Annotated in this window: 19 protein-coding genes and 2 pseudogenes; 9 read left to right on the forward strand and 12 right to left on the reverse strand. The window is 64.5% G+C overall.

The features are described from left to right. Window position 1: 1 nt before the first annotated feature. Window positions 2–1,396: a signal recognition particle protein Srp54 gene (locus K6I40_RS18255; RefSeq protein WP_222915174.1), complete on the reverse strand. Its 1,395-nt coding sequence runs from the start codon at window positions 1,394–1,396 to the stop codon at window positions 2–4. 221 nt (window positions 1,397–1,617) lie between these two features. Then, the gene (locus K6I40_RS18260) at window positions 1,618–2,583 is read right to left on the reverse strand and encodes a hypothetical protein (RefSeq protein WP_222915176.1); all 966 of its coding nucleotides are present in this window, start codon (window positions 2,581–2,583) and stop codon (window positions 1,618–1,620) included. A gap of 107 nt (window positions 2,584–2,690) precedes the next feature. Between K6I40_RS18260 and K6I40_RS18265 the strand changes: the two genes are divergently transcribed. The 5 genes from K6I40_RS18265 to K6I40_RS18285 all read left to right on the forward strand — a co-directional run bounded on the left by K6I40_RS18265 (window position 2,691) and on the right by K6I40_RS18285 (window position 8,542). Further along, complete coding sequence (locus K6I40_RS18265) at window positions 2,691–3,572, forward strand: hypothetical protein (protein WP_255681713.1); 882 nt, start codon at window positions 2,691–2,693, stop codon at window positions 3,570–3,572. Between the two features lie 100 nt (window positions 3,573–3,672). Next, the gene (locus tag K6I40_RS18270; RefSeq protein WP_222915179.1) at window positions 3,673–5,451 is read left to right on the forward strand and encodes a spermidine synthase; all 1,779 of its coding nucleotides are present in this window, start codon (window positions 3,673–3,675) and stop codon (window positions 5,449–5,451) included. A gap of 2 nt (window positions 5,452–5,453) precedes the next feature. Then, entirely contained in the window at window positions 5,454–6,023 is a 570-nt protein-coding gene (locus K6I40_RS18275) for a DUF2617 family protein (protein WP_222915181.1), read from the forward strand. Window positions 6,024–6,075: 52 nt separating this feature from the next. After that, the gene (locus tag K6I40_RS18280) at window positions 6,076–8,265 is read left to right on the forward strand and encodes a potassium channel family protein (protein ID WP_222915183.1); all 2,190 of its coding nucleotides are present in this window, start codon (window positions 6,076–6,078) and stop codon (window positions 8,263–8,265) included. Between the two features lie 55 nt (window positions 8,266–8,320). After that, window positions 8,321–8,542: a hypothetical protein gene (locus K6I40_RS18285; RefSeq protein ID WP_222915185.1), complete on the forward strand. Its 222-nt coding sequence runs from the start codon at window positions 8,321–8,323 to the stop codon at window positions 8,540–8,542. A gap of 49 nt (window positions 8,543–8,591) precedes the next feature. On the opposite strand, the gene K6I40_RS18290 is transcribed toward K6I40_RS18285, so the two are convergent. After that, entirely contained in the window at window positions 8,592–9,875 is a 1,284-nt protein-coding gene (locus K6I40_RS18290) for a 4Fe-4S binding protein (protein WP_255681717.1), read from the reverse strand. A 188-nt stretch (window positions 9,876–10,063) separates the two neighbouring features. Between K6I40_RS18290 and K6I40_RS18295 the strand changes: the two are divergent. Continuing rightward, a pseudogene (locus K6I40_RS18295) lies at window positions 10,064–11,517 on the forward strand (dihydrolipoyl dehydrogenase). Between the two features lie 31 nt (window positions 11,518–11,548). Further along, a pseudogene (locus tag K6I40_RS18300) lies at window positions 11,549–13,125 on the forward strand (ATP-binding protein). A 41-nt stretch (window positions 13,126–13,166) separates the two neighbouring features. Here K6I40_RS18300 and K6I40_RS18305 read toward each other — a convergent pair. The 4 genes from K6I40_RS18305 to K6I40_RS18320 all read right to left on the reverse strand — a co-directional run bounded on the left by K6I40_RS18305 (window position 13,167) and on the right by K6I40_RS18320 (window position 14,905). After that, a complete protein-coding gene (locus tag K6I40_RS18305; RefSeq protein WP_222915187.1) occupies window positions 13,167–13,535 on the reverse strand; it encodes a hypothetical protein in 369 nt (122 codons plus the stop codon). Between the two features lie 67 nt (window positions 13,536–13,602). Then, window positions 13,603–13,794, reverse strand: coding sequence for a hypothetical protein (locus tag K6I40_RS18310; RefSeq protein ID WP_222915189.1), 192 nt, complete (start codon window positions 13,792–13,794; stop codon window positions 13,603–13,605). A 22-nt stretch (window positions 13,795–13,816) separates the two neighbouring features. Beyond that, window positions 13,817–13,981 (reverse strand): hypothetical protein, encoded by a 165-nt coding sequence (locus tag K6I40_RS18315; protein ID WP_222915191.1) that lies wholly within the window; start codon window positions 13,979–13,981, stop codon window positions 13,817–13,819. A gap of 129 nt (window positions 13,982–14,110) precedes the next feature. Beyond that, on the reverse strand, window positions 14,111–14,905 hold the full coding sequence (locus K6I40_RS18320; RefSeq protein ID WP_222915194.1) for a sulfurtransferase: 795 nt from the start codon (window positions 14,903–14,905) through the stop codon (window positions 14,111–14,113). Between the two features lie 278 nt (window positions 14,906–15,183). On the opposite strand from K6I40_RS18320, the gene K6I40_RS18325 reads away from it, so the two are divergent. Continuing rightward, window positions 15,184–16,047 (forward strand): sulfurtransferase, encoded by an 864-nt coding sequence (locus K6I40_RS18325; RefSeq protein ID WP_222915195.1) that lies wholly within the window; start codon window positions 15,184–15,186, stop codon window positions 16,045–16,047. A 173-nt stretch (window positions 16,048–16,220) separates the two neighbouring features. On the opposite strand, the gene K6I40_RS18330 is transcribed toward K6I40_RS18325, so the two are convergent. Beyond that, entirely contained in the window at window positions 16,221–17,441 is a 1,221-nt protein-coding gene (locus tag K6I40_RS18330) for a polysaccharide deacetylase family protein (RefSeq protein ID WP_222915197.1), read from the reverse strand. A 161-nt stretch (window positions 17,442–17,602) separates the two neighbouring features. Here K6I40_RS18330 and K6I40_RS18335 point away from each other — a divergent pair, with 161 nt between their 5' ends. Continuing rightward, on the forward strand, window positions 17,603–18,238 hold the full coding sequence (locus tag K6I40_RS18335; protein WP_222915199.1) for a rubrerythrin family protein: 636 nt from the start codon (window positions 17,603–17,605) through the stop codon (window positions 18,236–18,238). 484 nt (window positions 18,239–18,722) lie between these two features. Here K6I40_RS18335 and K6I40_RS18340 read toward each other — a convergent pair whose 3' ends face one another. The 4 genes from K6I40_RS18340 to K6I40_RS18355 form a co-directional block, all read right to left on the reverse strand. Beyond that, entirely contained in the window at window positions 18,723–18,995 is a 273-nt protein-coding gene (locus K6I40_RS18340; protein WP_222915201.1) for a hypothetical protein, read from the reverse strand. Window positions 18,996–19,077: 82 nt separating this feature from the next. Next, complete coding sequence (gene thiM / locus K6I40_RS18345) at window positions 19,078–19,908, reverse strand: hydroxyethylthiazole kinase (RefSeq protein WP_222915203.1); 831 nt, start codon at window positions 19,906–19,908, stop codon at window positions 19,078–19,080. Continuing rightward, the gene (gene thiE / locus K6I40_RS18350) at window positions 19,905–20,570 is read right to left on the reverse strand and encodes a thiamine phosphate synthase (RefSeq protein WP_222915204.1); all 666 of its coding nucleotides are present in this window, start codon (window positions 20,568–20,570) and stop codon (window positions 19,905–19,907) included. Before thiE ends, thiM begins: the two co-directional genes overlap by 4 nt. A gap of 268 nt (window positions 20,571–20,838) precedes the next feature. Further along, the gene (locus tag K6I40_RS18355; RefSeq protein ID WP_222915206.1) at window positions 20,839–21,540 is read right to left on the reverse strand and encodes a GNAT family N-acetyltransferase; all 702 of its coding nucleotides are present in this window, start codon (window positions 21,538–21,540) and stop codon (window positions 20,839–20,841) included. Window positions 21,541–21,898 lie beyond the last annotated feature (358 nt).

A 21,898-nucleotide genomic window follows, 5' to 3' on the forward strand; every position in this document is an offset into this window, starting at 1 on the left:
GTTATCCGAACGGCCCCATGCCGCCCATCCCGCCGCCACCGCCACCGCCGCCCTGTTGCATCTGCTGCATCATGCGCTGCATCTCCTGTTCGGAGCCCATGCCCTGGAACTGCTTCATCGTGCGCTCCATCATCTTGTACTGCTGGAGCAGTTCCCGAACCTGTTCCTCGTCGGTTCCCGAACCGCGGGCGATGCGCTCGATCTGGCTCGCGCCAATCGCTTTGGGGTACTCCTTTTCCTTTTCGGTCATCGAGTCCATGATGACGGTAAAGGCCCGCATCCGCTCCTGGGTGACGTCCATCGCGTCCTCGGGGAGCTGATCCTTGATCCCGCCGCCGAGACCGGGGATCATGTCCATCACCTGATCGAGCGGCCCCATGTTGTTCATTGCCTCCATCTGTTTTTGCATATCGTTCAGGGTGAACTGGCCCTGGAGCATGTCCTCGGGGTCCCAGTCCTCCTCCTCGATATCAGTCTCCTCCATCGCGCGCTCGACGCGCTCGGCGAGCTGGCTGAGGTCCCCCATGCCGAGCAGTCGCGAGATGAAGCCGTCGGGCTCGAAGCGCTCGATGTCCTGGACCTCCTCACCGGTCCCGAGGAAGGCGATCGAGGAGTCGGTCTGGTCGACCGCAGTCAGCGCACCGCCACCCTTCGCCGTCCCGTCTAGCTTCGTGATGACGACGCCATCGATCCCGATCGACTCATCGAACTGCTGGGCCTGGTCCTTCGCGCCCTGCCCGATCGCAGCGTCGAGGACGAGCAACGACGTATCGGGATCTGCGACGTCCTCAATCTGCTCGATCTCGTCGATCAGGTCCTCCTCTAAGGCGTGGCGACCCGCCGTGTCCACGATGTGAACGTCGGCGTCACTGGTCTCCTCGAGGCCCTTGCGGGCGATTTCGACGGGGTCCTCGCTGTCGGGGTTCCCATAGAAGTCGACCTCCGCACGCTCAGACATTTCCTGGGCTTGGTCGTACGCACCAGGTCGGAAGGTGTCTGTCTGAATGATGGCCGGTCGGAGCCCCTTCGTCGAGAACCACCACGCCATCTTCGCGGCGGACGTGGTCTTCCCGGACCCCTGCAGCCCCGCGAGCAGGATCGTCTGTTCCTCGAGGGGGAGTTCGGTCGAGTCGCCGATGAGATCGACCAGTTCCTCGTAGACGATGCGGAGGACGAAGTCCCGCGCGGGGGTGCCGGCAGGCGGTTCTTCCTCTAAGGCGCGCTCCTCGATATTGTCCGACAGCTCCATCACGAGCGAGACGTCGACATCGGCGGAGAGCAGCGATCGCTGGATCTCCTTGACGATCTCCTCGATGTCTTCTTCGCTGAGTCGCGACTTCCCGCGGAGCTTGTCCAAGGTCCCCCGCAGAGAAGTCCCGAGATCGTCGAGTACCATTTGCTGGGACTACGGGACGACGGCGTTAAAGGTTTTATCTAGTTGCCGGTCGCGGCGAAACGGTTCTCCAGCACGGACGCCACGCAGCGAGCGAGCGACGCGGTGCAGAAAGGCCGACTAGACGGCAGTGACGGAGAGGCCGACCGGCCCGGACTCGAGTCGCATTGAGGGAACGGATCGGGAGCAATGCCAACCGTCGATCCGAGGTCACAGGACCCGTCCTAGCCGAGAATCCGTTTCCGTTCCTCGGGCGAGAGTTCGACGGAGCCGATCGCGATGGGCGTGCAGTGTTCGCACTCGAAGGCCCCGTCGCCGCTGTCGTAGGTGCGGATCGGTTTCCCGAACAGGAAGAAGGCGTCGCGCTGCTTGCGTGTAATGACGGCGTCCGTGCTCTCGCCGCAGTTGGGACACCACTCTTTCCCTGACGCCGGTTCCTGATAGGTCACCTTGTGACGGCCGAAGAATGCTCCCTTGTAAGCTTCAGCCTCGGTCTGTTCGACGAGTGCTTCCGGCGGAAGGGGATCTGACTCGAGGTCGTTGTCGTAGCCGCTCTCAGCCCCTGTGGTTGCCGTGACGTACGGGCCGACGCTGACGCGGTTGTCCCGACCGACGAAGTAGACCGTCACATCGATCGCCTGGCCCTCGATGCGGATCTCGTTGCCCCACCCCGCGACGTAGAGGGTGAGATCGTGGCGCGCGTCGGTCACGGTCAGTTCGTTCTTCGCGCCCCTGACGGAGATGCCGTCGCGGGGATCGCGGACATCTCGCGTCTGTTGCCAACCCGAGACCGAGACCTCGTAGTCCTCCGGCGACCGAGTGGGCGCTGCCGCGTCGTCGTAGAAGACCTGCTCGGCACCGATAGTCGAGAGCGTCTCGGCTGCCCCGTGTTCGACGAAGACGTCTTCGGCCCCAGTGACGTGAACGTCTCCGTCGGCGCCGTCGACGTAGCCGTCGTCGAGATTGCCGGTTAACACCGTCCGAGCGTCGGCCGAATCGGCGGGTTCGGCACCGGTCGGAACGTCCGTGAAGACGTACTCCGGATCGTGAATCGTGAGCCGCCCGGAAACGCCCTCGGCGCTCACGTAGACGTCTTCGGCACCGCGGAGTTCGACGGGTGCGGTCTCGCCCCCACCGATGCGAACGTCGCCCGAGACCTCCCGTCGCACCGCGTTCTCGTTCCCGGTCATATTACGCTCGAGGTACTCAGGCCGTTCACTTCAACGGTTCGAATAGTGGATGAAGAGACTGTCTATAAAACCTAAAACACTTTGTGATGGAACGTTCACAGGAGGGTATGAATCGACGGCGGTTCCTTCGCATCGGTGGAGGAGGACTCGCGATCGCGACCGGGGGGTTGGCCGGCTGCCTCGGGAGCAACGGGAGCGACGGGAGCGACGAGCCACCGCCGCGAAAGGCCGAGGTGTTCGAGGACGTCTCGATCGCGGACGGAACGATGGAGATCGCCCTCGACTCGGAACCGAAAGTCGAATCGACTATCGACAACGTCGACGAGTCCGCGATCGTCGGCTCGCTGCTCCCGATCGGCACTGCGCGTGCCGGCTCGCGGTCCTCAGGGTCGGGGTCCGGGAGAGGCGGTGCGACCGGTCGCGGCAGCGGCGGCTACTCGTCGGCTCCCACGGGTCGACACGGCTGGGCCATCTACGGCGGGCATTCGCACAGGAACTGGCGCGACGATCACGAGGACGAGACCCAGATGTACACCGCGGCTATCGCCGCCCTCGGCGTCGCCTACATGGGTTCGAACAGCCAGTACCAGACGAACTCGCCGGGGCCGGAGCCGGTCGACTGGGACCGGGAGTGGAGCGATCTCGACCCGGGGACGACGCTCGAGGTCGACCTCGCGACCCTCACGTCGGACTCGGATCCCGACGCCGAATCGGGAGCCACTGCCGGGAACGAGACCGCGACCGAATCCCCCACCGAGAACGAGACCGCAGCCGAATCTTCCACCGAAAACGAGACCGACACCGACACCGGCGACGGCGTCGCCTCTACCGCGACCGCCGACGAGGGCTGGTACCGCGTCGGCACCCACCTCGAATCGCCCGGCGGCGAGACGAACTTCAACTGGCAAGCGGCCGACTTCAAACTCGATCGATCGTCGACCGGCAGACTCACCGTCGACGAGGAGTGGCACGTCCGACCGCGACTGTAGCCGCCGATTGGTCCGATGACGGTCCCCACTGCTCGAGTCAGTTCGGATCGAGCAGTCGAGACCGTCGCCGGACGAGTCGATACCGACGAATTCAGTTCACATGTCCGACGAGACACCAACCGATAGCGCCGACGGGGGCCGACCCGACGCAACTGAGAGGGCGGAGACCGGCGGGTCCGGTTCGGTCCTCACCGATCGACGGGTCGCGCTGGCGGCGACGTTCGTCGTCGCGTTCTGTTCGATCGCGTACGAACTCGTCTACTCGGAGCTGCTCACGGTGTTCTTTGGCGGAACCGTCCTCCGATACTCGATCACGATCGGGCTCTACATGTTCTCGCTCGGGATCGGCTCGGTGCTCTCCGCACAGCTCGGCGAGACGGAGTCGAACTTCCTCCGGACCGAGATCTACCTCGCGATCGCGGGCCCCGCGGGAGCGATGGCCATCGTCGCGGTCAACTCCCTTCCGGAACTCACCTTCGCCGGGAAAGAACCGCTGGTCCTCGTGCTCTCGCACGTCCCGATCCTCGTCGTCGGCGTGCTATCCGGATTCGAAGTCCCGCTCCTGACCGACCTCGTCGAGGACCGCGAGGACACGATCTTCGCGTCGCTGGGGCGGCTGTATCCGCGACGGATCGTCCGCGTCGTCCTCGGCGTCTTCTTCGCCGTCGGCGAGCCGGACGAGCGGTCCTTCTCCGAGGTGCTCGGCGTCGACTACCTCGGGAGTCTGGCGGGGACGGTCGTCTACGCGCTCGTGTTGTACCCCCGGTTCGGGCTTGTCGTGTCCGTGTTCGCACTGGGGCTGTTGAACGCCATCGCCGCGCTGGCCTTCGCCGCGTGGACGTTCTCGGGCTCCGCTCGAGTGCTCTCACGACCGACCGCGGGGCGGTGGCGAACCGTCCTCGTCGTCGGCCTCCTCCTGACCGGCACCTATGCCGGCCTCGTCGGCCATCCCGCCGCCGTCGACCGCGCGGTGACGACGACATACCTCGAGCGCAACATCGAGGGCGAGTACCGCGAGGGTGCGGCCGACGTCAGGGCACTCAGCTACGAGACGACGCGCTACCAGACGGTGCTCACCTACGAGCGCGATCTCGAGGGCCACGCCCAGACGGAGCAGTGTCTCCACCTCGATCAGGCGATACAGTTCTGTGATACCTGGGTGGACTCCTATCACAGCGGGCTCGTCGACGTCCCGATGACGACGTTCGAGGATCCGTCCTCACTGAACGTCTTGCTCGTCGGCGGCGGCGATTACATCGCCGTCGACCACCTCCGCCAGTATAATGCCTCGGTCGATCAGGTCGACATCGATGGCGAGTTCCTCGAGATGGCGCGGGAACGCGAGTTCTTCCGGCAGTACAACGACGACGCCTACGAGTACGACCGGTTGAACACGACGACCGAGGACGCCGTCACCTACCTGCGAGAGACCGACGAGACGTACGACCTCGTCCTGCTCGATGTCCCCGGTGCGCGAAGCGACGAGACGCTGTCGCTGTACTCGACGGAGTTCTACACTCAGGTCCGCGAGCACCTGACCGACGACGGCCTCGTCGTCTCCTGGGTCTACACGAGGAGCGGCCATCCGGCGCACAACAAGGCCTACACCACCACCGTCCGAGATGCCGGATTCGACCGGTACCTTCCCTACTACGTGTACGACGACCTCGACGGCGACGGGGGGCTCGAGCCCGGCGAGCGCTTCTACGTGCTCTCGGACGGCCCGACACCGAAACCCGACCTCGAGCGTGCGAAGAGCGACTACGTCCGCGACCACGCTGAGACGTTCGACGAGTGGCGCTGGCGGTCGCTCCCCGTCTACGAGGACGTCGAGCCGAACAGCATTCTGCGCCCGAACTACGACATCATCGTCGACTGACCATGTCTCGAGAGACCCTCCAATTCGTTCACACCGACCGCCCGCCAGCGACCGACGGCGTCCGCGTGTTCAACTCGCTCACGCGGCCGTTCCTGGGGACCAAGTTCACGTTTCGGATCATCGGTAGCTCACACTACATCAGCGCGCCCGAGTACGGGTTTCACGAGCTCGCGACGTGTGATCCCGCCCCGTCAGCGAGTCGCAACGGAACCGCGATTCCGCTCGAGTCGGATCGACCGTCCCGCCGGCTCACGTTCGAGGCCGACGCCCTTCAGTGCGTAACGCGGGTCGAACACCGGCCGCTCTCGGCGTTTCCCCGCGATCGATACCTGTCTCGACCGGGATCGTTCGACCTCGCGTACGCGTTCGACGGCGATCCCGATGCCGTCACGACGATCGAAATCGACGCGGACGGCTACGAGACGTATCACACCTATCCCGAGTTCGATCTCGCCCTGTACACGCGGACCGTCTTTGCGACCGATCACGACTCGTCGGCGCTCGAGGCGTCGGCGCTCGAGGCGTCGGCCGCTCGTGCGGCGGATACGCCCGCGCCATCGGACACGGTTTGACAACAGGCTATATTGTGAACTTATATGATGCGCGTTTACATAACGGTCCCCAATGGAAGATAAATCAGGGGACGAGGCCGGGAGGGGGGACGGGGCCACCGCCAACGAGGGTGACGGCTCCGATATCGACGACAGGACGGTCGCGGAGTCGGACGGCCGTCTCCAGACGGGAGCCGGTTCGTCGGTCGACCCCTCGGTGTTGCATCTCTCGCCTGCCGAGCGAGAGGCGCGAGGGATCACCGACGACGAAGTCCGCGAAACGTTTCGCGCGGTGCTCGTCCGCGGGACCAAGGCCCAGAAGGACCTCAGTGGCGTCACACTGCCCGAGCTATCGCTGGATCGGACCGCCCTCGAGAGCGTCGATCGTCACCCGGTTGATCTCAGCGGGGCGACCATCGAGGGGCTCTCGCTGACGTACGCGCTGGTGACGCTGCCGTTCGTGCTCGACGGTGCTACCATCGGGTCGCTCCGGTTGACGGAAGCCCACGTCGACGCATCGATTTCGTGTTCGGATGCGACCATTACCGGGGAAACAAACCTCTTCGAGGCGACGTTCGACGACGACGTCACGTTCGACGGAGCGACGTTCGAGGGGCCGGTCAACTGCGACGAGGCGACCTTCCGCGACGACGTTCGCTTCGATGGTACCACGTTCGACGACGAGGTGTCGTTTCGGGCAGCGGAGTGTCACGGCGACTCGAACCACCTCGAGGACAACACGACGTTTTCGGGGGCGATCTTTCGCGCCGACGTGACCTTCCGCGAGACGGAGTTCGGGTTTTCGACGTTCGACGGAATCACCTGCAACGAGGCGGCAGTCTTCCAGGAGGCGACGTTCACCGGCGATGCAGAATTTCACGGTGCCGAATTCGGCGCGGACGCGGACTTCGACGAGGTCCGGTTCGAGGGGGATACCGCGTTCACCGACGCCGCGTTCCGAGGGCCGGCGACCTTTCGGGGCGGCTCGTTCGAGGGCGGGGCTCGGTCGCTGGTCGACGATGCCAGTTTCGCCGGGACGACCTTCCACGACGACGTGACGTTTCGACACGCAACGTTTCGCTACGTCACGTTCGCCGCCGCCGAGTTCCGCGAGGACGCGGTCTTCGAATCGGCGACGTTCACCGGCGATGCGGACTTCCCCGACGCCTCGTTCGACCGCGGGGTCGACTTCGACGAGGGACGGTTCCGTGAAGACGCCGACTTCTCCGGCGTCCAATTCGACGGACCGTGTTCCTTCCGCGGCTGTGAGTTCGTCGGCGGTGCGAACCACCTCAAAGACGACGTCTCCTTCGAAGGGGCCCGGTTCGTCGACGATGTCGACTTTCACGACGCCGAAATTTCGTCGGCGAACTTCCTAGAGACGGCGTTCGGCGGCACGGTCGATTTCAGACGGTGTCTCGTCTCCGAACGGATCGACTTCGAAGCACAGGGGATTGACGACGACGCGTTCGTCGATTTCACCCGCGGAAAGATTCGTAGCGGCCGGATCGTCCAGCCCGCCAAGGGGTGGGTACGGTACGACCTGACGCTCGCGAGCATCGGCGATGTCGACCTCGTGGCCGAGCGGACGCGCGATCACCGCCAGCTCCTCGATTACTTTCGGTTCTGCCGGACGGAGTTCGACGAGTTCGACGGCCACACCTTCGATTTCAGCGGCCACCGCGAGTACCTCGACCGGAACGGCTGGACCGTCCACGCCTTCGACGAGCCGTCGACGGACGACTTCGACCCCGATTACGCGCTCGAGATGACGCCGGAGGTCGTCGAAACGACGTATCTGAAGGCCAAACAGAGCGCGAGCGCGATCGGCGACATGAAGACCGCCGGCGAGTTCCGCGTCAAGCGCCAGCGGTACAGCCGACACAAGAGCCTCGAGGCCGTCCGCGATCCGGATTCCGGACTACTGACGCGGACGAAGAACCTCGGTCGCGCCGCGGAGAACTTCTTCCTCGGGATCACCTGCGGCCACGGCATGCGACCGATGCGGATCGGCATCGCGTTCGCCATCGCACCGCTGTTCTTCGCGATCCCGTACGCGTTCGGCGGGCCGCTGTTCGAAACGGAAGCGACGGGGTTCTACAATAACCTCTACTTCAGCTACATCAGTTACACGACGATCGGCTACGGCAACATCGGCCCCGTGGGACCGCTCGCCCGCTTTCTCGCCGGCTCCGAGGCATACCTCAGTACGATCCTCGCCGCCCTGCTCGTCTACGCGCTGGTCAAACGCTCCGAGCTGTGAGCCGGTCGGCGGCGGCGTCGATGCGTATTTCACTCGAGCGCGCCAATCCCCGTCCATGAGTTCCGACGCAGACGTCGATCCCTCGGAGTACGAGGGACTCGAGGACGCGGACGTGACCATGCGAGTCAACGACCACGGCCTCCACATCGCCGACGACGAGGAAACCGGCGTCTCGAGTCAGGGACAGACGCCAGAAGAGGCCCTCGCAAACCTCGCGGAGACAGTCAAGACCTACACGGAAGCCACGTCGGACGATCCGGGCGACGACTGGCTCTGAGGCGCGGACGCCAGTCAGTGTGTGAGAACGACGAGAGCAGTACAGACAGTCATGAACGCGACGTGCGGGACGAACGCTGCAGCGCCCGTTTCTTCGAGTCGGTCATCGTGTCGGCGACCTGCCAGACGATCAGACCGCTCCAGCCGACGGCGAGCCACAGCCAACCGCCGACGAAGAACGCCTCCCAGGCCGACACGAGCGCCGGACTCGCGCCGCCAGGGAGGGAAAGCGGGAGTCCCAGCCCGTTCGCGAACGCGTTCAGGGTGTGGCCGCCGTCTTCTAACAGGCCGCCGATAACGTGCGCGCCGAGCGAGTACATAACGCCGAGCGGCGCGTACGCGAGCCCGAACTTGGTGTACGACTCGGTCCAGTCGAGACCGCTCAAGTCGCTCGCGAGCCGGTTGACAGCCGTGAATCCGAGGATCGTTGCCGTGATACTCGCGAGATACGCCGTCGTGGGCGTCAGCAGCCCCGGCAGCCCCGCCACGACCGCGAACCCTTCGACGGCGTCGCCGAGGACGTGATCGATCGGGAAGACCGCCCAGACGACGAGCGCGACGATCGCCTCGTCGACCAGCGGAACGCGCTCGGTGACGATCTTCGAGCCGGGCCAGCGAAACCGCAATTCGACGTCTTCGTCCGGTCGCTCGGTCGTACACTTCATGCACGCGGTACACCGGCGATCGGTGCTCAGGTACTCGCTCCCATACTCGAGGGTCGCACAGCGGACGCCGGTCTCGGCGCGCTGTGAGATCTCGAGGGGCGAGAGCTTCGCGGTGACGCTCATCACGCCGGTCGCGGGACAGACGTACCGGCAGAAGGCCTGTCGCCGGTAGACGAGACTGATCCCGACGGCGACGGCGAGAATCGCGAGCCAGTAGGAGGGGACGAGCCGCGGCGTGTAGGCGACGCCGACCTTATACATCGGCCACCGCGCCAGCGCGAACGTCACGGCGGTCAGCGACAGGATCGAAATCGGCAGGCCGAGCACGAGCCATCGCCTGTGCGTGTACATCGGGAAATAACGTTGCAGACCGAATCGCTGCGTGAATCGAACGATCGCGCCGAGCGGGCAGAAGAAACACCAGATCCGACCGAAAACGAGGAGGCTGAGGATCATCACCGGCGACCACCAGAGGTCGAAGAACGCGACAGTTCCGAAGTTTACACTCGACTCCGTCGGTCCCACCGCGGCCCGGTAGATCGCGTATACGAAGAGCCCGACGGTGACTAGGTTGACCGCCGGCTGGACGTACTCGTTGGTGAACAGGAACCTGACGAACCGGTTTCCGGTGATAGTGATACCGTTGCTCGAGTCGTGATCCGTTACCATCGATACCAACTCCCAGCGGAATAAATATCATCGGTCTGGTTCGGTTAACGAATCCGGAACAGGCGGTGACAACTGCCGAACCGATGCGGGGCGGCGGACGGCAGTGAACTGTCCGCGGGCGAGAGCGTAGAAACACCGTTCACATAGCAGGCGCTCGTTTTACGCGGCCGTCCGTGGTCGCTCTCGGTATGGAGTCGTACGATATCGTCGTGCTCGGCGGCGGGTCGGGCAGTCAGGTCGCGACCGCGGCGGCCAGACAGGGCCTCGAGGCGGCGGTCGTCGAGCCAGGACCACTCGGCGGTGCGTGTATCACTCGCGGCTGTGTCCCCTCGAAGGCGCTCATCCACCGGGCGGACGTCATGGAGGACGTGCGAGGGGCCGAGGCGTTCGGCGTCGCTGCGCAGTTAAAAGACACCGATTACGGTGAGATCACGGCCTCGATTCACGACACCGTCTACGAGAAGGCTGACAATCAGGAGGCCAGCCTGCGGGACAGCGAGAACGTCACCCTCTACCGTGGCGAGGGTCGGTTCGTCGACGATCGAACGATCGAGATCGAGCCGAACGACGAGGGGAAGGAAACGCAGGAAATCAGCGGTGAAACCGTCGTCATCGCCGTCGGGGGTCGACCGATGGTCCCGCCGATCGACGGCATCGAGGACGTCGATTTCCTCACGAGCGACGACGCGCTCTTCCTCGCGGAGCGACCCGACGAACTCGTGATCGTCGGGGGCGGCTACATCGGGGCCGAACTGGGCTACTTCTTCGGCGCGCTGGGGGCGGAGGTATCGATCGTCGGCCGCAGCGGGCGGTTAGTACCCCGGGAAGACGACGCGGTCAGTGCGGTCGTGACCGAGTCCATGGAGACCTACTGCGACGTCTACACCGGACATGAGGCGGCCGAGGTCGAGGCAGCAGGGACGAGGGAGACGAGGAGGGAGTCGTCGTTACCGCGGAACCGAGCGACGACAGCGACGACGGCGAGGCAGTCGAACTCACCGCCGACGACCTCCTGATCGCGACCGGGCGGCAACCGAATACGGACACGCTCGATCTCGAGGAGACTGGTATCGAGGTCGACGAGAAGGGACACATCGAGACGAACGAGACCCTCGAGACGACCGTCGACGGCGTCTGGGCGCTGGGCGATGTCCTCGGCGAGCAGCCGTTCAAGCACGCGGCCGACGACGAGGCACAGGTCGTGACGCGGAACGTCCTGGACGACGCTAGCGAGACGGTCGACTACGAGGCGATGCCCCACGCGATCTTCACCGAGCCGCGGGTCGCCAGTGTCGGCCGGACGGAGGACGAACTCGCAGCCGCGGACCGCGAGTACGAGGCCGTCACCGTCCCCTACGACGCCGCGCCGATGGGGATGATTCTCGAGGCCGACGACGGGTTCGTGAAGGCCATCGCCGGACCGGACAGTGAGATTCTGGGCTGTCACATCGTCGGCCCGCAGGCCGCGACGCTGCTCCACGAGGTGGTCGTCGCGATGGACGGCGGCGGCACCGTCGACGACGTTGCCGACCCGGTCCACATCCATCCTGCATTGAACGAGGTGGTGTACGCAGCATTCGACGAGCTTTCGGAGATGAAGTACTCGACGGCCCCGGACTGGCGGGACGTGAGCGACGGATAGCTTATCCGTCCCAAGCGCGTCAACGGAGTAAATGCCCGAGCAATCGAAACCGTCCGAATCGCACGACGGTAACGCTGCAGCAGCCTACGGGCGTATCACCGATGCCGTCTTCGCGCTCGACGGGGAGTGGCGACTCACCTTCTGCAACGAGCCGGCCGAGCGGCTGTTCAAGCACTCCGAGGCGGAGTTACTCGAGACGGTCGTTTGGGAGGCGGCCCCCGACGCGATCGGGTCGGCGGTTCGCGACGAATACGAGCACGCAATAGAGACGCAAGAGCCGGTTTCGTTCGAAACGGTCGCCGAACCCCTTGACACCCGCCTCGAGGGCCGCGCGTATCCCTCCGAGACCGGGCTGACGGTCTCCGTCAGCGTCAACACCCAGCGCGCTCGCCGGGCGGAACAGCTCCGGGCGCGCGAAGCGGCGCTGCAGGACGCTTACGAAGTCATCGCGGACCCCGACCAATCGTTCGCCGACCAGATCGATTCGCTCCTGGGAGTCGTTCGGAAAACGATCGGGACGGACTATGCCACGCTGTCCTGTGTCCACGAAGACGCCGACGAGTACATGTTCGAGGCCGTCGACGCACCAGCCGACGCCGACCTCGAGGCGGGCGACACCACTACGCTTTCCGCCACGAACTGCGAACACGTCGTCAACACGGAACAGACACTCGTGCTCGAGGACGTCGACGCGGACGCGCCGGAGTTCGCTGACCGCGCCGGGAACGCAGAGTGGGGAATCTCCTGTTATCTCGGGACGCCAGTCACCGTCGGCGACGAGGTGTACGGCACCTTCTGCTTCTACGATATGGAAGCGCGCGTCGAGGAGTTCTCCGACTGGGAGGTCACGTTCGTCGAACTGCTGGGTAACTGGGTGAGCAGCGAACTCGAGCGACAACGGTCCGAACGGGAACTCAAGGCGTCGAACGAGCGGTTAGAACAGTTCGCCCACGCCGCCTCCCACGACCTCAAGGAGCCCCTGCGGATGGTCTCGAGTTACCTTTCGCTCGTCGAAAAGCGATATGCGGACGAACTCGACGCTGACGGACGGGAGTTCATCGAGTTCGCCGTGGACGGTGCCGAGCGGATGCAGGCGATGATCGACGGGTTGCTCGCGTACTCGAGGGTCGAAACGCGCGGCGATCCGTTCGAACCCGTCGACCTGAACGACGTGCTCGCAGACGTGCGAAGCGACCTGGAACTCAGACTCGTGGAAACCGACGCGGAACTCTCGAGCGAGTCGTTACCCCGCGTCGAGGGCGATGCTGACCAGTTACGGCAACTGCTTCAGAACTTGCTCTCCAACGCGCTCGAGTACAGCGATGACGAGCCGCCGCGGATCCGTGTCGAGGCACAGCCGGCAGGCAACGAGTGGCTCGTCTCGGTCAGCGACGACGGAATCGGCATCGATCCCGACGACGAGGAGCGCATCTTCGAGGTGTTCAACGACTCCACAGCCACGAGGAGCACCCCGGAACGGGGATCGGACTCGCGCTCTGTCGGCGCATCGTCGAGCGCCACGACGGTAAGATCTGGGTCGAATCGGAGTCCGGTGACGGAACCACGTTCCGATTCACGCTGCCGGCCGTCACGACGGACGAATCCTGACCGCAGCCGGTCGTCGAGTGCCGCCGGCCAGAGTTTCGACGTTACGTCTCGTCCGGTGTGACGATCGTGAACGGTGCCGTGTACTGCTCGAACCCAGTATCGAAGACGGCCGTCTCGTCGCCCGGATCCGCGTCGTCGCCGATCGTCACGTGCGCCGTGTGGTCGGAGAGCGTATCGCTGTCGATCGGCTCCGAGAATACCGTCGGCGGTGCGCCGGGGACGTCGAAGACGCCCGAGAACGGTCCCGGGCCGCCTCTGTTCCAGACGCGAACGTCGAGACCCATGATCGCCCCGGGGCGGATCTCCGCTCGAGCGTCGAACGAGACGTCGGTGAACCGGGGCGGGTTCGCCAGCCGATCGAGGACGTCTCGCGAGAGCGAGCGCGATCCATCTCGGACTATAGTAGCCACTGAAAGTCAATGCACACCTAATCACATGACAGCTGTGCGATTAGTGTGTAAATCGTTTCAGTGGCTACTATAGCACCGCGCCGTTCTCCGCCGCAACGTCACGGGGGACCTCGAATCCGATGTCCAGACGTCCGTCCGACTCCGCGCTGAACGAACTGGCGTACTCCGTCCCGTCCAGCCGGAGGACAGTCTCGGCCACGTCGACCGTCGTCTCGCCGATTGTGACGACGACGTACTGGCGACCCTCAGTCGCAATCACTTCGGGCCGTCGTTCGTCGCGTCTACGTACTGCAGCGCCGCCGATACCCGTTCGATCGCCGTCGACGCAGCGGCGGTCGCGTCTCGTCAGACGCCGACTCGCCAAGCTCCGACGACGAGCAGCCCGCGATCGTTCCCGCGCCGGCAGCCGCGACGAGAAAACGACGCCGGCCGACCCCATCGTTCATGGCCGTCGATTCGCGTCGATCGGTATCAACGTGTGGGATAATCCGGTTGTTCGGGGGAGCGTGGGTCATCCGGTACCGAACGTGCCAGCGGGAAACGACGCAGCCATGGCCCTGCTCGTCCTCGAGCGGTTATGCGGGCCCGGTCTCGACGTCGCCGTCGTTGGCGAGCCACTCCGTGAGACTGCCCTCATAAAAGTGGACGTCCTCGTAGCCTAACGCTTTGAGCACGACGTAGGTGTGACTGATCCGCCGCGCGGTGTTGCAGTAGAGGACGATTTCTCGATCCGGCGTGATGCCGTGGTCGGCGAGCAATTCCTCGAGTTCCCCCTCGGGTTTCAACCGACGAGTTTCGTCGTCGACAACCTCGCGCCAGTCGAACCGCACGGCACCTGGCAAGCGCGCCTCCTCGAACTCCTCGAGTTCGCGCGTGTCGACGAAGACGGCGTCGTGCTTGAGAGCGTCCGCGACAGCGTCATAGCCAACCAACGGGCTTTCCTCGGGCGCGAGCGGGTCGGGTTCGTAGTCAGTCTGCTCGAACGCGGACGTCTCGCTGGTCGTCTCGTGGGCCTGGTTCCAGGCGCTGTAGTCACCGTCTAACAGGCGGACGTCGTCGTGGCCGTACTCCAGTGCAGTGAGTACGAACCGAGCGGCGAAGACGCCGTGGGTGTCGTCGTAGGCGACGATCGTATCCTCAGGGCTGATGCCTGCGTCGCCGAGCAGGGTCGCGAAGGCTTCAGCACCCGGCAGTGTCCCCCGGTCAATGTCGTTCTCGTCGCGGTAGCTGTCGAACGGGATACTCATCGCGCCGGGGAGGTGACCGATCCCGTCGAACTCCCAAGCGTCTCTGACGTCGACGATGCGGACCTGTGGATCGTCCAGTCGCGATGCGAGCCAGTCGGGGGAAACGACGACGGAGTCGTCCATTAGTCCGCCGTTCGGAACGAAGACTCGAGTACGCACCGATTTCGGGGCGAGTTTTGGATACCGAGACAGTGGCAACTCTTGCTTGTTTTGACGGGGGTGATGACCTGTCCCTATCGCTATATATCGAATACCCCGCGAATACGACGAATGCAGCGGCTAACCGGCGGGAGCTGACGATCGGCGCTGGCGAAGTCGGCAATAATTTCCGCCAGAGTCGATCGGTGTCCGAATTGACCGGTTAAGAAGTCCCTTTGTGTGTCGCCAGTGTAGGGACACGTATGGCAAACGACTACGCCAACGACGTACTCGTCACGGCCGACTGGGTCGCTGACCGACTCGACGACTTCCAAGACGACGACTCCGACCTCCGACTGGTCGAGGTCGACGTTGACACGGAAGCCTACGAGGACGAACACGCACCCGGCGCAATCGGGTTCAACTGGGAAACCCAACTGCAGGACCAGACCCAGCGAGACATCCTCGAGAAGGAGGACTTCGAGGACCTCCTCGGGAGTCACGGCATCAGCGAGGACGACACGGTCGTCCTCTACGGTGACAACTCCAACTGGTTCGCCGCCTACACCTACTGGCAGTTCCAGTATTACGGTCACGACGAGGTCTACCTGCTCGACGGTGGCCGCGAGTACTGGCTCGAGAACGACTACCCGACCACGGACGAGGAGCCCGACTTCTCGGCAACCGAATACGACGCCGCCGGTCCGCGCGAGAGCATCCGCGCGTACCGAGAGGACGTCGAGAACGCGATCGAACGCGGTGTTCCGCTGGTCGACGTTCGCTCGCCTGAGGAGTTCTCCGGCGAGATCCTCGCGCCCTCCGGCCTGCAGGAGACCGCCCAGCGCGGCGGCCACATCCCCGGCGCGAAGAACATCTCGTGGGCGGCCGTGACCAACGACGACGGCACCTTCAAGGACTACGACGAGCTCGAGGAGCTCTACGCCGAGGAAGACATCGACGGCGACGAGACGACCGTCGCCTACTGCCGTATCGGCGAGCGTTCCTCCGTCGCCTGGTTCGCGCTCCACGAACTGCTCGGCTACGACGACACCGTCAACTACGACGGCTCCTGGACCGAGTGGGGCAACCTCGTCAACGCGCCGATCGAAACCGGCAGCGGCGAGTAAGCGTAGTCGCTCGAGAGAGCCTCGCTCTCTCGTGACCGAACGCCGCACCGTCTCCGAACGGCGCCGATTTTCCGCACTACTCACTGAGCCGGCGAGCGCCGTCGCTCTCGAGTCGTCGTCTCCGCAAAAATATCGGCAGACCAACCCCGAAACGGATCCCCTGTCCGAGCGGACTACTCCTCGTAGATATGATTCGACGCGATATCGTCCGGGCCGACGACCTCGATCTCGCCGGCCGACTCAAGGTCGCTGAGATACGAGATCGTCTCCTCGAACGCCCACTGCGACGCACCGGTGAGGCCGGGGTAGGAGAGCGTCGTGATCGTTCGGAACCGTGCCGTCCGGTCGAGTAGCTGTCGCGCCTCGTCGGCGTCGGGACTGACGGCCCGCGGTGCGAGGGCGGGGTTCGACAGATCACCGTGACCGGCATAACCACCGACGAAGCCGATATCGTGGTTCTCCTCGACGACGCTCATCGCCGCGTCGTCGTAGCGATTGAGCGGATACGAGAAGTAATTCGCGCCGTCCTCGAACCCGTTGTCCTCGAGCCACTCGATGGCCCCCTGAACCTGCTCGCGCTGGGCCGACTCGGTCGCGCCGGCGAGATCGCCGGCGGTCGTCCCGTGACTACCGATCGTCCAGCCATCGCTCTGGAGGGTCTCGAGTTGGCTTTTGCTGAGATAGCCGCTACCACCCACGTAGTCGGTGGGAACGAACGCCGTCGCGGGGAAGTCGTGGTCCGATAGCGTGGACCGCGCCCGCGTGTAGACGGACTCGTCGCCGCCATCGAACTGGAGGAGGACTTTGCCCGTGTCCGGGCGGGAGACGAAGTGGAAGTCGTCGACCCACACTGTTACCGACCGGTCGCCCGCCCACGCGGAGATCTTGGCGTGTTTGATCGCACTCAGGTCCGGGTCACCGTCAGTGTCTATGACCGCGAGGTCGTGACGTGCGAGCGGGAGTCCCGGCTCGAGGGCACATTGGAGGAGCAGCCGGTTCCCGTCGGTGTCGGTGAGCTGAACAACCGGGTCAACGTCTTCCTCGGTCGCGAACGCCAGTGCGGGGAACTCGGTCGAGAGGTCTCGTGGCGAGTCGAACCGGCGTTTGATCATCACTCGCTGCTGGGACTCGTCGGCCGTCATGCGGCCGGACTGATCGCCGACGTACGCTCGCTGCGTGTCGAGTTCCAGCGAACCGTCCATCACTTCCCACATCGAGAGGTCGTCGAACTGGTCGAACGATCCGGGTTCCTCGTCGATCGAGTCCGACGGATCGGACGAGTCAGTCTCATTGTCGTCATCGTCCGGCTCGTCCGACGATTCCGAATCGCTCAGGGCGGAACAGCCACCGAGTGTCGCTGCGGCGGCCGTTACCAGATACACTCGTCGTTTCATTCCGCTCGAGAAAACCTTGGGTACGGTAATTGTTATGCTGCCGTTGGAGTTCAGTGTTCGAACAGTAACCAATGTATATCGACCGCTGTCACGGGGATAGTAGGGAATCCCCACGGCGGCGTCACGTTAAACATAACTCGGGGCCCCTCGAAGGGACCTGCATGACCGATCCGGACGCGTTCGTCGACACCGTCAACGAGGCCAACCAGACCGCACTCTCACGACTCGGCTCCTCGAAGTCGCTGTACGCCGAGACCGAAGGCGAGATCGAAACGGAACCCGTCCTCGAGGCGACCGCCGACGCCGAGTACGCCGCCTGGCAGACGTTCCGCGAGTGGGCCGACGACGAGGCAGACGACGACGCGCGCGCGGTGTTCGAAACTACGGCCGCGGAGGAAGAGGATCACTACGAGACCGTCGACGGTAAGCTCGCGGACGACGAGTACGAGCCAGAAGACGTCCCTGCGCTCCACGAGTACCTGCGCGACCAGGCGGACACCGTCTCCCGCGTCGGCGCGCTCGTCGGCCGCATCCTCGCGAGCCAGCGCTCGAAGGATCAGGTCGTCGGCTACTTCGTCGGCGACGCCGACCCCCAGACCGCCAGCCTGTTCCGCGGGTTCGGCGAGGACTTGGACGACCAACTCGAGCGCGCGAAAGCGCTCCTCGAGACGGTCTGCGAGAGCGACGAGGACTGGGACCGCGCCGAGGAAGCCGCTACCGGCGCGATCCAGGCCGCCTACGACGAGTACGTCGAGACGCTCGAGGGGATGGGCGCGAACCCCAAGCCCGTCTGCTAACAGAAAATGGTCTGACAGTCTCTTGTCGAAGAACTGCTCGTGACTTCGTGCTCAGTTCAGGGGTGCTCTGTGTCGCTTAGACTGACCAGCCGGTATGCAGTGGCGCGCTGTCGGCCAGCCGAGTGCTAGTGAGGGGAGCCGACACTATTGCGTGAGGTCTTCGTGAACGCAGTGAACGAAGGCGTGGAAGACACGAAGCGACTTCCTGTGGATGAGCGAACGAACCCAGTGAGTGAGCGGTAGCGCGGAACCTTCGGTTCCGAGAACCATGCGAACGGGCGCTACACGCCCGTGAGCAGAAATCGGCTGGGGAGGGCGAGGCGATTCCTGTTGCCACGATAGCAGGACACTTTCTCGTTCCCATCAAAATCCACCACTTCATTCACTCATTCACAATTCACATCGAACGAACTGGTTCCAGAACCCTCTCGAGAACCGTTACTACTCACCGAGCCTCCAAGAAACCGAGAAACCGCGGGAACCGCTAGACGCCCTCGAGCGTCGACCGGAACTCGGTGATCGACTCGAGCGCATCCTTGAGATTCGACGCGACGTCGCCGCCCTCGTCGTCAGCAATCTCGTTCAGGATGTGTTCGTGGCGCGCAAGCTGGCCGTGATCCGGACCGTGATCGGCCGTCGCGTAGTCCTCAAATTTCGCTGCCTGCGTCTGGAGTCGGTCCTGTGCCTCGTCGTCGGATGTCGCGTCGGCTGCCTGTTCGATCGACTCGGCCGCATTTTTGAGTTCGTCTCGAGCCATACTCTCCAGTTCAACGGGGGTTACTAAAACGGTTTCAGTACAGTCCGACTATCGGAACGGTGACCGGCGCGGTTCGGCCGGGTCAAAGCAACTGCTCGAGTCGGTCCTCGAGGGAGAGACCGGCGACGCTATCGCCCGACACGTTTGTGACGGCGTCGCGGAAGTTCGTCCGGTAGCTTCCCGGCCCCGCATGCTCCATCTCGGCCGCGCGCTCGCCCGCGATACCGAAGGCGAGCGTCCCGTGGACGGCGGCCTCATGGGCGTCCTCGAGCGCGCCACCGAAGGTCCCGATGGTCGCGGCGAGCATACAACCGGTGCCGACGACCTCGCCGAGCATCTCGTGACCGGTGGTGAGCCGAACCGCGCCGTCGGCGTCGGCGACGACGTCTTCGACGCCCGAGGCGACGACGATCGAGCCGGTTGACTCGGCGACGGATCGGGCCGTCTCCTCGATTTCCTCGTAGTCGCCGATGGACTCGACACCTTTCACGTCGGCTTCGACGCCGGCGAGCGCGCTGATTTCGCCGTAGTTGCCCTTTATCACGGCGAACTCGACCTCTGAGAGGAGGCTCTCGGCAACCGCGTCGCGCGAGGGCGTCGAGCCCACGCCGACGGGGTCGAGAACGACCGGAATCCCGCGCTTGTTTGCCTTTCGGCCGGCCTCGTGCATGGCCTCGACGCGACCGTCGGGCACCTGCCCGATGTTGATCACGACCGCGCGCGCAGCCTCGGCCATCTCACCGGCGTCCCCGAAGGAATCGGCCATCACCGGCAGCCCGCCCCAGTGAAGGGTCAGGTTCGCCACGTCGTTGATCGTCACCGTATTGGTCAGGTGCTGGACGAGTGGCTCCGTCTCTCGAACCGTTCGAACCGAATCCGCGAGGTCGGCGGCGGCGATGTCGGTAACGCTCATTCGCTGGTTCCTCCGTGGCCGACTTCCTTCGGCGTTTCGGCGGCGGCAGCAAGCGATTCGGTCGCCGCTTGTGGATCGAGAGCCGCCGTGATCTCGCTGATTACGGCCACGCCGGCCGCGCCCGCCTCGAGGACGGGTCCGGCGTTGTCGGCCGTGATACCGCCGATGCCGACGATCGGAATCGAGACCGCCTCGGCGATGTCGGCGATCCGGTCCGGACCGATGCCGTCCGTGTCCTCGTCCACATCCTTCGAAGAGGTCCCGTAGACCGCCCCGACACCGAGATAGTCCGCGCCCTCGGCTTCCGCCTCACGGGCCTCGGCGACCGTCGACGTCGAACAGCCGACGATCGCGTCCGACCCGAGCAGGTCGCGAGCGACCGCGACCGGCAGGTCCGACTGACCGACGTGGACGCCGTCGGCATCGATTGCCTGTGCGATATCGATGCGGTCGTTGACGATCAGATCGACGCCAGCCTCGGCCGTCAGCTCTCGCAACTCGAGGCCGAGTCCGTACCGCGAGCGGGCGCTCGCGTCCTTTTCGCGCAGTTGCACGGCATCGACACCGCCATCGATCGCCGCGCGGACGGTCTCGGGCGTCGACCGGTCGGCCGACAGCGACGCCTGCGTGACGAGGTAGGTCCGCCAGTTCGAGGGATTCATGTGTGGTACCAATCAGTAGTTCCACTAAGCGGCTTCGATTGACAGGACGGCGGAACCCATCTCTTCGGCTCGCTGGTGAATAGAACACGCGACGTTTTCGACCCTCTACGCGAGGGAGCAACTATGGCGTTCAACCCTGGCTGCGTCACGACGGTTACCGTCGACTCCGACAGCACGCTCGTCGATGGCGATGCGACCGCAGCCGTGCTCACCGACCACGCGGACGTCAACAACCCCGCGCTGGCGGATCGACTGAGCTGGTGTTCGGTCATGACAGGTCCAGCGAATCCACACCCGTTCGGACCAGAGACTCCCAGTCCTCGTCCTCGCGTACGGCCGGGAACGGGCGCGGACGCTCGGGCGTCTCCGATTTCTCGGCGAGGGGCCGTCGCCACCAGGCCACGTCCTGCCACTCGTCTTGCGTGTAGCCGATCGCCGGAAAGTCGACTAGCCGTTCGAACCCCATCCGCTCGTGAAACCGCTCGGTTTCGGGGTTGGGGACCGTCGTTACGGCATATGCGTCGCGGATCCCTTGCCGCTCGAGAACGGCGAATAGCGACTCGTAGAGCGCCTGTCCCACTCCCACCCGGCGAGCCGAGTCGGCGACGTAGACCGAGAGTTCGACGACCCACTCGTAGGCTCGGCGCTTGCGCAGCGGCCCCGCGTAGGCGTAGCCGACAACCTCGCCGTCGCCGGGCTGCGTCCGGCTGCTCGCGGAGTCTTGGAAGCTTTCGTCTTCTACTGGTCGAGAACTCGCCGAGTTCCCTCGACTTTGCTCCGCGTTGTCGACCTCGCAGACGAGCCACGGATGGTGCTCGAGGGTCGACTCGATCCGGTCGACCAGCTCGGCCTCAGCGGGGACAGTTTCCTCGAAGGTGACCGCCGTCGACTCGCAGAAGGGCGCGTAGATGTCGCGAACGGCGGCCGCGTCCACCGGAGTCGCGACCCGAATTCGAGCGTCGGTTTCCATGGTCTCGGTTACCGGGCGCTCGAAATAAGTCCGCTGAAGGTGACTCGAGTTGGCCGTTGCCACCCACAATCCACACACGGTGTGGTTCGACCACCGATCGCGAACTCGAACCGAGACGCGCGGCTAGGAGATGGAGATTGCCTCGAGAAGGGACCGTTCTTCCGTCGTATCTTTACCTTGTGACCAGAACTACTTAAACGGCGACCGATGATCCGCTGGCGAATGGGGCGACTCGAGTCGGATCACTGAACGCTCTCATCGGCGTCCGTATACGTACGAAGCAGTTCGAAACCGAGGCGAGATATGGCGATCACCCTCGAACCCGTGGCTGCCGGCGAAACTGTGGGCGCAAACGATT

Source organism: Natrinema sp. SYSU A 869, assembly GCF_019879105.1.
Classification (GTDB): domain Archaea; phylum Halobacteriota; class Halobacteria; order Halobacteriales; family Natrialbaceae; genus Natrinema.

Bases quoted from the DNA above. Each gene is read 5' to 3' on its own strand.
- K6I40_RS18255 (WP_222915174.1), bottom strand. From the start codon at position 1,396: ATGGTACTCGACGATCTCGGGACTTCTCTGCGGGGGACCTTGGACAAG.
- K6I40_RS18260 (WP_222915176.1), bottom strand. From the start codon at position 2,583: ATGACCGGGAACGAGAACGCGGTGCGACGGGAGGTCTCGGGCGACGTT.
- K6I40_RS18265 (WP_255681713.1), top strand. From the start codon at position 2,691: ATGAATCGACGGCGGTTCCTTCGCATCGGTGGAGGAGGACTCGCGATC.
- K6I40_RS18270 (WP_222915179.1), top strand. From the start codon at position 3,673: ATGTCCGACGAGACACCAACCGATAGCGCCGACGGGGGCCGACCCGAC.
- K6I40_RS18275 (WP_222915181.1), top strand. From the start codon at position 5,454: ATGTCTCGAGAGACCCTCCAATTCGTTCACACCGACCGCCCGCCAGCG.
- K6I40_RS18280 (WP_222915183.1), top strand. From the start codon at position 6,076: ATGGAAGATAAATCAGGGGACGAGGCCGGGAGGGGGGACGGGGCCACC.
- K6I40_RS18285 (WP_222915185.1), top strand. From the start codon at position 8,321: ATGAGTTCCGACGCAGACGTCGATCCCTCGGAGTACGAGGGACTCGAG.
- K6I40_RS18290 (WP_255681717.1), bottom strand. From the start codon at position 9,875: ATGGTAACGGATCACGACTCGAGCAACGGTATCACTATCACCGGAAAC.
- K6I40_RS18315 (WP_222915191.1), bottom strand. From the start codon at position 13,981: ATGAACGATGGGGTCGGCCGGCGTCGTTTTCTCGTCGCGGCTGCCGGC.
- K6I40_RS18320 (WP_222915194.1), bottom strand. From the start codon at position 14,905: ATGGACGACTCCGTCGTCGTTTCCCCCGACTGGCTCGCATCGCGACTG.
- K6I40_RS18325 (WP_222915195.1), top strand. From the start codon at position 15,184: ATGGCAAACGACTACGCCAACGACGTACTCGTCACGGCCGACTGGGTC.
- K6I40_RS18330 (WP_222915197.1), bottom strand. From the start codon at position 17,441: ATGAAACGACGAGTGTATCTGGTAACGGCCGCCGCAGCGACACTCGGT.
- K6I40_RS18335 (WP_222915199.1), top strand. From the start codon at position 17,603: ATGACCGATCCGGACGCGTTCGTCGACACCGTCAACGAGGCCAACCAG.
- K6I40_RS18340 (WP_222915201.1), bottom strand. From the start codon at position 18,995: ATGGCTCGAGACGAACTCAAAAATGCGGCCGAGTCGATCGAACAGGCA.
- thiM (WP_222915203.1), bottom strand. From the start codon at position 19,908: ATGAGCGTTACCGACATCGCCGCCGCCGACCTCGCGGATTCGGTTCGA.
- thiE (WP_222915204.1), bottom strand. From the start codon at position 20,570: ATGAATCCCTCGAACTGGCGGACCTACCTCGTCACGCAGGCGTCGCTG.
- K6I40_RS18355 (WP_222915206.1), bottom strand. From the start codon at position 21,540: ATGGAAACCGACGCTCGAATTCGGGTCGCGACTCCGGTGGACGCGGCC.